Annotated in this window: 12 protein-coding genes and 1 riboswitch; all 12 genes read right to left on the bottom strand. The window is 68.4% G+C overall.

Annotation, left to right across the window (positions count from 1 at the left end; genetic code table 11):
- Positions 1–19: 19 nt before the first annotated feature.
- The 12 genes from metF to CFB35_RS00905 all read right to left on the bottom strand — a co-directional run bounded on the left by metF (position 20) and on the right by CFB35_RS00905 (position 13,263).
- Positions 20–850, bottom strand: a complete 831-nt coding sequence (metF, locus tag CFB35_RS00960; protein WP_059578135.1) for a methylenetetrahydrofolate reductase [NAD(P)H] — start codon at positions 848–850, stop codon at positions 20–22.
- Positions 851–884: 34 nt separating this feature from the next.
- Positions 885–1,238: a phage holin family protein gene (locus tag CFB35_RS00955; protein WP_011882923.1), complete on the bottom strand. Its 354-nt coding sequence runs from the start codon at positions 1,236–1,238 to the stop codon at positions 885–887.
- 97 nt (positions 1,239–1,335) lie between these two features.
- Complete coding sequence (gene ahcY / locus CFB35_RS00950) at positions 1,336–2,754, bottom strand: adenosylhomocysteinase (RefSeq protein ID WP_059503304.1); 1,419 nt, start codon at positions 2,752–2,754, stop codon at positions 1,336–1,338.
- A gap of 32 nt (positions 2,755–2,786) precedes the next feature.
- A riboswitch (S-adenosyl-L-homocysteine riboswitch) is annotated at positions 2,787–2,906 on the bottom strand.
- A 95-nt stretch (positions 2,907–3,001) separates the two neighbouring features.
- On the bottom strand, positions 3,002–3,736 hold the full coding sequence (locus tag CFB35_RS00945) for an RNA polymerase sigma factor FliA (protein ID WP_006484033.1): 735 nt from the start codon (positions 3,734–3,736) through the stop codon (positions 3,002–3,004).
- A 22-nt stretch (positions 3,737–3,758) separates the two neighbouring features.
- On the bottom strand, positions 3,759–4,577 hold the full coding sequence (locus CFB35_RS00940; protein WP_089464468.1) for a flagellar biosynthesis protein FlhG: 819 nt from the start codon (positions 4,575–4,577) through the stop codon (positions 3,759–3,761).
- Entirely contained in the window at positions 4,570–6,345 is a 1,776-nt protein-coding gene (gene flhF / locus CFB35_RS00935) for a flagellar biosynthesis protein FlhF (RefSeq protein ID WP_089464467.1), read from the bottom strand. The genes CFB35_RS00940 and flhF overlap by 8 nt, the downstream gene beginning before the upstream one ends.
- Positions 6,342–8,444, bottom strand: a complete 2,103-nt coding sequence (flhA, locus tag CFB35_RS00930) for a flagellar biosynthesis protein FlhA (RefSeq protein WP_059578127.1) — start codon at positions 8,442–8,444, stop codon at positions 6,342–6,344. The genes flhF and flhA overlap by 4 nt, the downstream gene beginning before the upstream one ends.
- The gene (gene flhB, locus CFB35_RS00925) at positions 8,441–9,640 is read right to left on the bottom strand and encodes a flagellar biosynthesis protein FlhB (protein WP_089464466.1); all 1,200 of its coding nucleotides are present in this window, start codon (positions 9,638–9,640) and stop codon (positions 8,441–8,443) included. Before flhB ends, flhA begins: the two co-directional genes overlap by 4 nt.
- A 345-nt stretch (positions 9,641–9,985) precedes the next feature.
- Positions 9,986–10,366, bottom strand: a complete 381-nt coding sequence (locus CFB35_RS00920) for a DUF805 domain-containing protein (protein ID WP_089464465.1) — start codon at positions 10,364–10,366, stop codon at positions 9,986–9,988.
- Between the two features lie 480 nt (positions 10,367–10,846).
- The gene (locus tag CFB35_RS00915) at positions 10,847–11,344 is read right to left on the bottom strand and encodes a VOC family protein (protein ID WP_060966401.1); all 498 of its coding nucleotides are present in this window, start codon (positions 11,342–11,344) and stop codon (positions 10,847–10,849) included.
- Between the two features lie 169 nt (positions 11,345–11,513).
- Positions 11,514–12,743 (bottom strand): DUF3443 family protein, encoded by a 1,230-nt coding sequence (locus CFB35_RS00910; protein ID WP_089464464.1) that lies wholly within the window; start codon positions 12,741–12,743, stop codon positions 11,514–11,516.
- Positions 12,744–12,759: 16 nt separating this feature from the next.
- On the bottom strand, positions 12,760–13,263 hold the full coding sequence (locus CFB35_RS00905) for a DUF2844 domain-containing protein (RefSeq protein WP_059578113.1): 504 nt from the start codon (positions 13,261–13,263) through the stop codon (positions 12,760–12,762).
- Positions 13,264–13,385 lie beyond the last annotated feature (122 nt).

The following is a 13,385-nucleotide window of genomic DNA, read 5'->3' as shown; positions in this document are numbered from 1 at the left end:
TGCAACCGCGTGACGGCGCTTACACCGCGAGCCGTTCGCAGATCGTCCGCGTCGCGACCGCCGCGTTCAGCGTGTAGAAGTGCAGCCCCGGCACGCCCGCGTCGATCAGGCGCTGGCACAGGCCCGTGACGACGTCCGCGCCGAACGCGCGGATCGACTCGCGATCGTCGCCGAAGCTCTCGAGCCGGCGCGCGACCCAGCGCGGCACTTCGGCGCCGCACATCTCGGAGAAGCGCATCAACTGCGAGAAGTTCGTGATCGGCATGATGCCCGGCACGATCGGCACGTCCACGCCCAGCTTGCGCGCGTCGTCGACGAAGCGGAAATACGCATCCGCGTTGAAGAAGTACTGCGTGATCGCGGAATTCGCGCCGGCCTTCACCTTGCGCGCGAAATTCTCGAGATCGGCCTTCGGCGAGCGCGATTGCGGGTGGTACTCCGGATAGCCTGCGACCTCGATGTGGAACCAGTCGCCGTGCTCGGCGCGGATGAAGCTGACGAGCTCCGACGCATAGCGCAGCTCGCCGACCGCGCCCATCCCCGACGGCAGGTCGCCGCGCAGCGCGACGATGTGCCGGATGCCGTGCGAGCGGTACTGGTCGAGGATCGCGCGCAGGCTGTCGCGCGACGAGCCGATGCACGACAGGTGCGGCGCGGCCTCGAGGCCGTCCTTCTGCATGTCGAGCACGGTATCGAGCGTGCCCTGCTGCGTCGAGCCGCCGGCGCCGAACGTCACGGAGACGAATTTCGGCTTCAGCGGCAGCAGCTGCGCGCGCGTGGCGCGCAGCTTTTCGACGCCGTCCGCCGTCTTCGGCGGGAAGAATTCAAACGAGAGTTCGATCGGTTTCATGATTCGATGGGGTTGGGCCTGCGCCCGCCGGCCCTCAGCCGATGTCGCGCTGGCCGAAGATCAGGGCGGACAGCAGCCACGACACGATGCTGTACAGGATCGAACCGAAGAACGCGGACCAGAACCCCGACACCTCGAAGCCCTTCAGCAGCGACGACGCGAACCAGAAGCACAGCGCGTTCACGACGAGGATGAACACCCCGAGCGTGACGATCGTGACGGGCAGCGTCAGCAGGATCAGCACCGGCCGGATCACCGTGTTGATCAGCCCGAGCACGACCGCGACGATCAACGCGGTGCCGAAGCTCTTGATGTGGATCGACGGCACGAGGTACGTGATGATCAGCAGCGCGAGCGCGTTGATGACCCAGGTGAGGATGACGCTCATGGAGGGCTCCGGTTCGGTTGTCGATCGGTACGATCGGTGAGCGCCGCCGCGCCGCGCGGCCCGCGACGGGCATGCACGGCGCGGCGGCGGCAGCGCATCAGTAGCGGTAGTGGTTCGGCTTGAACGGGCCGTCCTTCTGCACGCCGATGTACGCGGCCTGCTCGTCCGACAGCACCGACAGGTTCGCGCCGATGCGCGCGAGGTGCAGGCGCGCGACCTTTTCATCGAGATGCTTCGGCAGCACGTAGACCTTGTTCTCGTACTGGTCGCCGCGCGTGAAGAGTTCGATCTGCGCGAGCGTCTGGTTCGCGAACGAATTCGACATCACGAACGACGGGTGGCCGGTCGCGCAGCCGAGGTTCACGAGGCGGCCTTCGGCCAGCAGGATGATGCGCTTGCCGTCCGGGAAGATGATGTGGTCGACCTGCGGCTTGATGTTTTCCCACTGGTACTGGCGCGTCGACGCGACGTCGATTTCCGAGTCGAAGTGACCGATGTTGCAGACGATCGCGTTGTGACGCATCGCCTTCATGTGATCGTGATTGATCACGTGGTAGTTGCCGGTGGCCGTCACGAAGATGTCGGCCTTGTCCGCCGCGTATTCCATCGTCACGACGCGGTAGCCTTCCATCGCCGCCTGCAGCGCGCAGATCGGATCGATTTCGGTGACCCACACGGTCGCGCCCAGGCCGCGCAGCGATTGCGCGCAACCCTTGCCCACGTCGCCGTAGCCGGCGACGACCGCGACCTTGCCCGCGATCATCACGTCGGTCGCGCGCTTGATGCCGTCGACGAGCGACTCGCGGCAGCCGTACAGGTTGTCGAACTTCGACTTCGTGACCGAATCGTTCACGTTGAACGCCGGGAACGGCAGGCGGCCGTCCTTTTCCATCTGGTACAGACGGTGCACGCCGGTCGTGGTTTCTTCCGTCACGCCCTTGATGTGCGCGAGGCGCTTCGAGTACCAGTTCGCGTCGACGTCGAGGTGCGCGGCGATCGACTTGTACAGCGCGACTTCTTCCTCGTTGGTCGGCTTCGCGATCACCGAACGGTCCTTCTCGGCCTTCGAGCCGAGGATCAGCAGCAGCGTGGCGTCGCCGCCGTCGTCCAGGATCATGTTCGCGAATTCGCCGTTCGGCCATTCGAAGATGCGGTGCGAGAACTCCCAGTATTCGTCGAGCGACTCGCCCTTGAACGCGAACACCGGCGTGCCGGCTTCGACGATCGCGGCGGCCGCGTGGTCCTGCGTCGAGAAGATGTTGCACGACGCCCAGCGCACGTCCGCGCCGAGCGCCTTCAGCGTCTCGATCAGCACGCCCGTCTGGATCGTCATGTGCAGCGAACCGGCAATGCGCGCGCCCTTCAGCGGCTGCTGCGCCTTGTATTCGTCGCGGATCTGCACGAGGCCCGGCATTTCGGTCTCGGCGATGTTGAGTTCCTTGCGGCCCCAGCCGGCCAGCGCCATGTCGGCGACGACGTAATCGTGGGAAGCCTTGGAATCGATAATGGCGTTCATCACGCCCTCCTTTCTAAAAAGTTTCTAGATTGGTGACGTGAGCGCCGTTCAGGAAGCGGGGCCGGCGCGAAAAAAATCGCCGCACGGCTGCTTGGTGAAGCCTTCCGAGCCTGGCGGACGCAGGATGGTCCGTCGCAACGCTCCTCGGAAAACGGAGGGGATTGTAGCAAATCGGCGCGCGAAATGCGCAAGCACCGCATACGGCGCGAGCGCGCGGCGCCGGCGCGCCGCCGCCGTCGGCAGAGGGTCAGGACTCCGCGCCCACCCACGCCTGCTCGCGCAGCCGCGCGCGCAGGCGCGCGACGGCCTGGCTGTGCAACTGGCACACGCGCGATTCGCTCACTTCGAGCACCGCGCCGATCTCGCGCAGATTCAGACCCCGTTCGTAGTACAGCGACATCAGCAGCTTCTCGCGCTCCGGCAGCCGCTCGATCGCCTCGACGAGCGCCTCGCGCAGGTGTTCGTCGAGCAGCGCCGACAGCGGATCGGCGTGATCGACCCGATAGCGGTCGAGGAACGGCTCGTCGTCGGCCGCGCGATCGAAATCCTCGTAGTAGATGAGCTGGCTGCCGTGCAGGTCCTGCAGCATCCCCTGGTATTCGTCGAGCGGCATGTTCAGGTGCTGCGCGATCTCGGTCTCGCTCGCCGAGCGGCCGAGGTGCTGCTCGACCTGGTGCACCGCGTGCTCGACCTCGCGCGAGGTCTTGCGCAGGCTGCGCGGCAGCCAGTCGTTGCTGCGCAGCTCGTCGAGCATCGCGCCGCGGATGCGCTGCGTCGCGTAGGTCTCGAACTGCGCGCCCTGGTCTTCCTTGTAGCGACCCGCCGCGTCCATCAGGCCGATCATGCCGGCCTGGATCAGGTCGTCGAGATCGACGCTCGCCGGCATTTTCGCGACGAGCTGCAATCCGAGGCGACGCACGAGCGGCGCGTATTGCGCGAGCACGTCGGCCTGGGACATCTTTCCTTGAGCGTTGTACATCATGGCTCCCTCCTCCGGGTGGCGCTCACGCGGCGTGTGCCGCGCCCGCCTCGTACGACGGCTTGCCGCCGGCGTGGACCGCGCGGCCCGCACCCGAACGCGGGCGCATCGGCCAGTACAACAGGTCGGCGGCAATCTGCCGGTAGTCGCGCGCGGCGGACGACGACGGAAACGCGTCGACCACCGCATGCATCAATTCGCGGGCGTGCTCGACGAGCGGATCGGCGCTCACGCAGCCCGCGTCGGCGATCGACACGGTCAGGTAGCGGTTCGCGACGCCCGCGAGGTTGTCGAACGCCGCCTTCGCGTCCGCGTGGCTGCCGACCTGGTTGGTCAGCACGCGGAACTGCGCGAACGCGTGCGTGAAATGCAGCCGCTTCATGCACGCATACGCCTCGGTGATCGCCTGCGCGGCGACCCGCGTGACGACCAGCACGTCGTGCGCTTCGCGCGCGAGCGCCGAGAACGACCCGTCGGCGCCGAGCTGCGCGTCGACGAGGACGATGTCGGCCGGGCCGTCGATGAAGTCGCTCAGTTGCGCGTCGCTGTAGCCGGCGCGCGCGAGCCGCGCCGCCGCGCACAGGCTGAAACCGGCCGCGACCCGCGTGCGCGCGCCGTCGCGCAGCCACGCGCCGGCGAGCGTCGCGCTGGCCGAGCGCACGTCGGCGCGCTCGTCGACGACGAGCACGTCCTTGCCGAGCGACGCGAGCGCCGCCGCGAGATTCACGACGGTCGACGTGCAGCCGACGCCCGCCGGCCCGCCCGTCACCGCGACGATGCGCGACGCGCGCCCGGCCAGCAGGCGGCGCAGCCCTTCGGCCTGATCGATGATCGGTTTATCCAAATCGCACCTCGTGCAGCTCGGCGGTGGAACGCGCGGTCAGTGCGGAGAGCAGCGTCGGCATGTCGTCGTCCTGCGGCACGAAGGGCGAGCCGTCGCGCGGCACGCAGAACGCGCTCTTCAGCAGGAATCGGGTCGACGCGACGTACAGGTTCTCCGGCACCTTCTGGCCGGTCGACACGTAGTGGACCGGCAGCTTGTAGCGGATCACCGTGTCGAGCACGCCGCCGAGGTGGGTCGCCTCGTCGAGCTTGGTCAGGATGCAGCCGGCCAGATCGGGGTGCTCGCCCGCGCTGCGGTAGGCCTGCACGACTTCGTTGAGCGTGTCGCCGTGGCTCGTCGCGTTCAGCAGCAGCAGGCGCTGCACCGGTGCGTTCGCGCCGTGCAGCATCGCGATCTGGTCGGACACCGCGCGGTCGCGCTGGCTCATGCCGATCGTGTCGATCAGCACGATGTGCTTGTTGCGCAGCTCGGACAGCGCGAGCGCGAGATCGCCCGCGTCCTTCACCGCGTGCACCGGCACGCCGAGGATCTTGCCGAAGATGCGCAGTTGTTCGTGGCCGCCGATCCGGTAGCTGTCGGTGGTCAGCAGCGCGACCTTGCTCGCGCCGAAGCGCATCACGCAGCGGGCGGCCAGCTTCGCGGTGGTGGTCGTCTTGCCGACGCCCGTCGGCCCCATCAGCGCGAACACGCCGCCGCGCTCCATCAGCGCGTCCTCGCTGTCGAGCACCGGCAGGTTCGACGCGAGCACCGACTGCGCCCATTCGGCGGCCTGCTCGAAGGTCTGCGCGCCGTCGCCGGCCGGCAGGTTGTCGACCAGCATCCGCACGAGCTGCGCGGAGAAACCGGCCGCGAACAGGTGCTTCGTCAGCGCGCCGTGAACGGCGCTGCGACGCTGGCGGTCGTGCCACATCAGGCTGTCGAACTGCTCCTCCATCATCCCGCGCAGCTCGCCGAGCTCGTGCATCACGGTGTCGTTGACGATCCGCTCGATGCGCGACTTCACCGCGTCGGCCACCGCGGCGGCCGCGTCGGAGGGCAGGCGCGTGCGGTCCGCCGCCCTCGCCGCGTACGCGGCGCCCGTGTCGGGTGTGCGCTTCGTGGCGGCCGGCGATCCGGCGGCAGGCATCCGGCGTTGGGCCTCACGCACGATGTCGCGGGCCCAGTCGGGCGGTGTCGCGCTGGCCGCGGGCTGCGGCGCGCTTGCCAGCGGCTCGACCGGCGCCTGCGCACGGGCGATCAGCGCGTCGCGCTGCTGCGTCAGGCGCTTCGCGTGCTCGACCAGCCACGGTGCCGGTTCGGAAGTGGCGGCAGGCGATCCTGCGGCCGGCGACCCGGCGGCATGCGCTCCGGCGGCCGGCGCGGCGATCGACGGCGCGGCGGCCGGCGCGTCCGCATCGCTCGACGAAGCCTGCATGTCAGCCTCTTGCGCGTCGGCGCTCGCGCCGAACACGGACGAGAACACGTCAGGCAGCCCGCCTTCGCCCGCCGCATACGGATTGACGGCCGGGCGCGGGGCGATGCCCGGGCGCGACACGATGCCCGGCACGGCGGCGGCCGGCACGGATTCCGGCAGGCGCGGCGAAGCGAAGCGCGGCCGCGCGGCCGGCGGCGCCACCGCGGCGAGATCCGAATCGGCGAGTGCGACGATTTCGACGCTGCCGTCATCGAGCGTGCGGTTCGACAGCACGACCGCGTCGGCGCCGAGCGCCTCGCGCACGAGACGAAGTGCGTCGCGGCTCGTTGCGCCGGTGAATTTGCGAATGTTCAAGCGGAACCCCCGATGACGTTAACGACTTTGATCGTGCGTGTGTCCGGCACTTCGGCGTACGACAGCACTTTCAATTGCGGCAGGCTGCGGCGCAGGAAACGCGCGAGCATCGCGCGCAGCGCGTGCTGCACCAGCAGCACCGGCGGCAGCCCGAGATTCTGTTGACGCAGCAACGCTTGCTGCGTGCCCGTCAGAAGGTTGTGCGCGAGGCCGGGCTCGAGGCCCGGGTTCGCGCCGGTGGCGAGCGCCTGCGACAGCACGCGCTCCAGATTCGCGTCGAGGCCCATCACCTGCATTTCGCCGTTGCCCGGATACCACTGCTGCGTGATCGCGCGGCCGAGCGAGAGGCGCACCGCCGCCGTGATCTCGAACGCGTCGCCGCGGCCCGCATGCTCGGACACGGCCTCGAGGATCGTGCGCATGTCGCGGATCGGCACGCCTTCCTCGAGCAGGTTCTGCAGCACCTTCTGCAGCGTGGTGAGCGAGATCGTCTTCGGCACGAGGTCCTCGACGAGCGACGGCGCGTCCTTGCCGGTGCGCTCGACGAGCGCCTGCACTTCCTGGCGGCCGAGCAACTCGGCCGCATGCTGGACGACCAGATGATTCAGGTGGGTCGCGACGACCGTGCTCGCGTCGACCACCGTGTAGCCGTACACCTGCGCCTGCTCGCGCATCGCGACGTCGATCCACACGGCCGGCAGCCCGAACGCCGGATCCTGCGTGACGGCGCCCGGCAGCGCGGCCGTCACCTGGCCCGGGTTGATCGCGAGCCACTGGCCCGGGAACACTTCGCCGAAGCCGATCTCGACGCCCTTCAGCGCGATCCGGTATGCGTTCGGCCGCAGTTCGAGGTTGTCGCGGATATGGATCACCGGCGGCAGGAAGCCGATTTCCTGCGCGAATTTCTTGCGGATGCTCTTGATGCGCTTGAGCAGCTCGCCGTCGCTGTTCTTGTCGACGAGCGGAATCAGCCGGTAGCCGACCTCGAGGCCGAGCGGGTCGATCAGCTGCACGTCGTCCCAGGTCGCTTCGTGGCTGTCGGCCGGCAGCACGGCGGGCGGCGCGATGTCGGTCACGTCGCCGGCCGCCTTGCGGGCCGCCGCGCGCCGGGTCTGCGTGCGCGCGAGCCAGATCGCGCCGGCGCCGAGCGCGAGGAAGGCGAAGTGCGGCATCCCGGGGATCAGCCCCATCAGCACGATGATCGCGCCGGTGATGTTCAGCACGCGCGGGTTCGTGAACAGCTGGCCGGTGATCTGCGTGCCGATGTCCTCGTCGGTCGCGACGCGCGACACGATCACGCCGGCCGCGGTCGAGATCACGAGCGACGGGATCTGCGCGACGAGGCCGTCGCCGATCGTCAGCAGCGTGTAGTTGGTGCCGGCCGCGGCGAAGCTCATGTCGTGCTGGACCATCCCGACGATCAGCCCGCCGATCACGTTGATCGCCATGATGATCAGGCCGGCGATCGCGTCGCCGCGCACGAACTTCGACGCGCCGTCCATCGACCCGTAGAACTCGGCTTCCTGCGAGACGGCCAGGCGCCGCTTGCGCGCCTGTTCCTCGTTGATGAGGCCCGCGTTCAGGTCGGCGTCGATCGCCATCTGCTTGCCGGGCATCGCGTCGAGCGTGAAGCGCGCGGACACTTCGGCGATCCGCCCCGCGCCCTTCGTGATCACCATGAAGTTGATGATCATCAGGATCACGAACACGACGATGCCGACCGCGAAGTTGCCGCCGACGAGGAAGTGGCCGAACGCCTCGATCACCTGGCCGGCGGCATCCGGCCCGGTGTGGCCTTCGAGCAGCACGACGCGCGTCGACGCGACGTTCAGCGACAGGCGCAGGAGCGTCGAGAACAGCAGCACGCTCGGGAACGCCGCGAAGTCGAGCGGCTTCATCGTGTACATGCTGACGAGCAGCACCATCACGGACAGCGCGATGTTGAACGTGAACAGCAGATCCAGCAGCACCGGCGGCAGCGGCAGGATCATCATCCCCAGGATCATGCAAATGAGGATCGGGCCCGCGAGCGCGCGCAGGTTGGTGCCCGCGAACGGGTTCGTGCGTTTGGCGAACAGGCCGGTGGTCGGGGTGCTCATGCTGCGCTCCCTTGCTGGCCGAGCGCGTCTTCGGCTTCTTCACGTTCGTCGTCGGCGGCGACCGACGCGCCCTTGTCGAGTTCGGCCGGCACGTCGAGATCGACCGGCACCGCCGGGAACGCGCCGCCTTCCGAACGGAAGCGCTTGAGCTGGTAGACCCACGCGAGCACTTCGGCGACCGCCGAGTACAGCGAGCCGGGGATCTCGCGCTCGAGTTCGACGTTGTGATACAGCGCACGCGCGAGCGGCGGCGCTTCGAGCAGCGGCACGTTGTGTTCGGCCGCGAGTTCGCGGATGCGCGCGGCGACGAGGTTCACGCCCTTCGCGACGACCTTCGGCGCGCGCATCTCGCCATCCGTGTATTGCAGCGCGACCGCGAAGTGCGTCGGGTTCGTGACGACGACGTCGGCCTTCGGCACGGCCGCCATCATCCGGCGGCGGGCGATCGCGCGCTGCTGCTGGCGAATCCGCCCCTTCACGTGCGGGTCGCCCTCGTTCTCGCGATGCTCGCGCTTCACTTCTTCCTTCGTCATGCGCAACTTCTTGTTGTACTGCCAGAGTTGGTAAGGCACGTCGAGCCCGGCGACCACCAGCATCCCGGCGACCGTCGTGCCGCAGCACACGGCGACCAGATGCAGCGCATCGGGCAGCGCGGCGCCGAGCGGCTGGGTCGCGAGGCCGAGCAGTTCGTCCTTGCTGCGCCAGATCGCGACGCCGCCGATCCCGCCGACGACCAGCGTCTTCGCGATCGACATCCCGAGCTGGATCGGCCCCTGGATCGAGAACATCCGGCCGAGCCCCGAGATCGGGTTCAGGCGGTCGAACTTCAGTTCGAGCGTCTTCTGCGAAATCAGCCAGCCGCCCAGCGCCATCGGCGCGAGCAGCGCGGCGACGCCGGTGAGCGCGAGGAGCGGCAGCAGCGCGGCGAAGCCTTCGAGGCTCGCGCTGCCGGCCGCCGACAGCATCCGGTCGGTGTCGAACGCGGTCGCGCGATCGAACGTGAACGCGCCGCGCAGCATCGCCTGCAGATGCGCGCCCGACGGGCCCGCGAACAGCCATGCGCCGTAGAACCCCGCCGCGAGCAGTGCGAACGAAGCCAGTTCGCGCGAACGCGCGACCTGCCCCTCCTCGCGCGCCTTCTCGCGGCGCCTGGGAGTGGCGGCTTCGGTCTTGTCGAGATCGCTCTCGTCTGCCACGGGGCCTCCAGTCGGGTACGGCGGAATGCCGTTTTTCAGTGACACCGATTATTCATGGAGGCGTCAAACGCCGATCGGTCGAGCAAAGCCGGGAAAGGGGGGTATTTCGGGGAATCGGGCGAGCGGCCGCGAACGCGGCCGGAGCGGGGGCGGAACGACGCGCGGCGCGGCGCGAAAGCGGGCCGGGCGGCGCATCGGCGAAATGGCGGCCGCAGGCGGGACGGTGACGGTGAGATGCGAAGGGAACGGTGAAACGGCGGGCGGGAAAGCGGGAGAAGCGCGGGAAAGCGGGAAAAGCGGGGCAAACGGCCCCCAACGACGTCGCGCGTCGGGGGCCAGCGTCGGTCAGACGGCCGGAATCGGGTCCGCGCCGAAACGGTTCGGGCCTTCGGTGCCGCGCGAGCACATCCACACGAGCAGCAGGATGCTGCCGACGATCGGAATCAGCGCGAGCAGCAGGAACCAGCCCGAGCGGCCCGTATCGTGCAGGCGGCGCACGCTGACCGCGATGCCCGGAACGATCAGCGCGAGCGACACCAGGGAGATCGCGCCGAGCAGCAGCAGCGTGATCAGGCCGCCGTCGCGGCCGGCCGCGCCGATGGCCTGGCCGACGATCGACAGCACACAGCTCAGCAGCGCGAAATACCAGTATTCGGCGCGGCGCGCACGGCCTTCGAACGTGGCGTATTTATTCAGTACGGCACGAATGGCTTCGGAAAAATTCATCTTATTACCCTCCTGTTTTATATTGGCACCCCGGAAACAACGCCGAAATTATAGGGTTGAATTTCAGTGCGCTCCATCTCTTTTCGCATGCGGCGCACTACGCGCACAGGGGCGTATCGCCCGCCCATATGACACGGAAATGGCTGCAATGGCGCATTTCGGCTTGGCCGGGGCTTGCACGCCGCGTCATTTTAATAATCGTGAAGATCTGACGGAAACGACGGCCCGGATAATCCGGCATTTGATTACAGCCGAATGAAACGGCCGCCCCGATAATCGACTCGAGTATCCGGCATGCGATTAACCGGGCAGCCGGCAATACGCAGGCGCGGCGGTCGCGTCACCCTTCGCCATTGTCGATACCGGCCGCATCGCCTGGCCCGACGGCAATACGGCACGGGCGGCCACCGGCCTCAAAGGCGTGAAAGACGTGAAAAGCCTGAACGGCCAGACCGAGCGAAGCGGCCTGGCCGACCGCCCCTAACCGGCCGCCGCCCGCTGCAGCGCGCCGAGATCGAGCTTCTTCATCGTCATCACCTGCGCCATCACGCGCTCGGCGCGGGCCGGGTCGCCCGTCATCAGCTCGGCCATCTGCACGGGCACGACCTGCCACGACACGCCGAAGCGGTCGCGCAGCCAGCCGCATTGCTGCGCGCGCGCGTCGCCGCCTTCGGACAGGCGCGCCCAGTAATGGTCGATCTCGTCCTGGTCGCGGCAGTTGACGACGAACGACACGGCCGGCGTCATCTGGAACACGGGGCCGCCGTTCAGCGCGACGAACGCCTGCCCGTCGAGTTCGAACGCGACCGTCATCACCGTGCCCTCGGCCTGTCCGGACGCATGCGCGCCGGCCTTGCCGTAGCGCGCGACGTGCACGATGCGCGCGTTGTCGAACACCGATACGTAGAAATGGGCCGCCGCCTCGGCGTCGCGGTCGAACCACAGGAACGGCGTGATGCGTTGTATGCGCGGGGTCATGGCGCTGTCTCCTCGATGTCGTGCCGGCACCGGTGCCGGTCTTACATCGTAGGCGCTGCACGCGCACACGGCGGCGATTCGATCCGTAGTGCGCGCGCGGCCGGCTCTCGGATAAAAAAAGGGGGCGATCGCTCGCCCCCTCTTTGCTGCTGCCCGCGGCCGTGCCGCGTCAGAACGCGACGAACGGCTGCGCGCCGCCGCTCGCGGTCTTGTCCATCCCGAAGTAGATCGTCTTGCCGTAGAAGTGCGGCATGCCGATGTCGAGCCAGCTGGACGAGCCGAACGGCCCCGCGATGTCGTTGAACGCGAACGTCGACGAATTCGAGAACAGCGAATCCGCGTTCGCGACCGGCATCGACACGGTGCCCGATGCGCCGTTCTGGCCGCTCAGCGTCGCCGAATAGGTGGTCGTGGACGACGGGCAGTAGAACTCCGTATTCCTCGAACAAACCGTCTGCGCCGAATCGTTGAAGAAATACGCGTTCGAGCCCGTATCGAAGAACGCGGTCACGTTGCGCCCCTGGAACGTCGCGCTGACGTCGCCGGTCGTGGTCGACGTCATCACCGTCTTGCCGCTCAGGTTCGGCAGGCCGAACGTCAGCGTGCCGGTCGCGCTCGCCTGCCCGTTGTCCGAGATGGTCGGCATCTGCACGCTCACGCCGTCGTTGTTCGCGAAACGATGCACGGGGTTCGCCACCTGCTGCGCGAGCGGCACGAGCGCGACCGTGCAGCTCGCGTTGTCGCCGTTCGGGCACGCGTAGTAGTTGTTGCTCGTCGACGTCGACGTCGCACACGTCGTGCCGCAGTCGTACGGCGCCGGCCCGATGCCGAGGATCCCGTTCGCGCCGAGCGTGCCCGTCGAGTTGGCCGACGCGCCGCCGTTCGTGCACGAGCTCGGCACGTTCGCCGTGCCGAGGTCGCCGATGATCTGCACCGGCAGCGACGCCGCCTGCTCGGAGCCGATCGACAGGTCGACCGTGCGCACCGACCCCCACGTGTAGCTCGACACGAACTTGCCGCATTCGGCGACCGGCGCGCCGCCGCTCGTCACATGCGGCAGGCTGCCAAGGACGCCCGACACCGCGCTGCCGACGAGCCGCAGCCCGTAGGACGCGGTATCGACGAGCACGTTGTTGACGATCTGGCAGTTCGACGTGCCCGGCACGCAGACCTTCACGCTGACGGTCGGGATGTTGATCACGTTCGCGGCGCCGGCGCCGACCGTGATGACGGCCGTGTTGCCGCTGTTGCCGTCGGAGCCGTTGTTGCCGGTATTGCCGTTGTTGCCCGCACTGCCGCCGCCGCCATCGCCGCCGCCGCATGCCGTCACGAGCACGGCCGTCGCGGCCAGGAGGCCCAGCACGCAGAGCCAGCGCTTGAATGTACGAGGAATGCTCAAGATCGCTCTCCCGCTGTCACTGGATATCGGTGCCGGCCACGCCGGCAGGCAGCGCCGACGGCAGCCATGCCTGGCCGGAGAAGGCGCCCATGTGGCCGCCCGTCCGGATCACGAGGCCGCTCGTCTCGACGGCCACCGGCGCGCGCCAGCCGCGCGCCCGGTGCGCCGCCTGGACGCCGGCCGTGTACTGCGGGAAATAGCTGCCGAGCAGCGACGCGAGATCCGGCATCGTCGGCCCGCGCCAGGCGAGGCCGAACACGCTGCCTGCGGCCGACGTGTATTCGTGGATGACGGTGCCCGACCCGAGCGTGATCTCGCGCACGGTATAGGCGGCCGCGCTCGTCTGCACGCCGTCCGCCGAGCGCATCGCGCGCTGCAGCGCGCGCACGGTGGCGGCCTGATCGTCCGCCGGCGGCGACATCGGCGCGCCGCCCAGTTCCGCGTGTGCGTGGACCGCCCACAGCACACCCATTGCAGCCGTCGCGTGCGCGACGGTCCAGCCCAAGCGTTTCAGCTTCACGTTCCCCCCCAAGGGACTGGCTGCGTTGCCGACGGCGCCGCCATCGGCCCGCGCCGCCTGTCCACTGATGAATCGTACGAATGACCCTGCGTTGCTGCTGACGCGTAGTATGCCTGCGGAGT

The organism is Burkholderia sp. AU16482 (genome assembly GCF_002223285.1).
In the GTDB taxonomy this organism is placed as follows: domain Bacteria; phylum Pseudomonadota; class Gammaproteobacteria; order Burkholderiales; family Burkholderiaceae; genus Burkholderia; species Burkholderia semiarida.
Note: the sequence above shows the minus strand (reverse complement) of the source record. Positions and strands in the feature narration are given on the sequence as shown.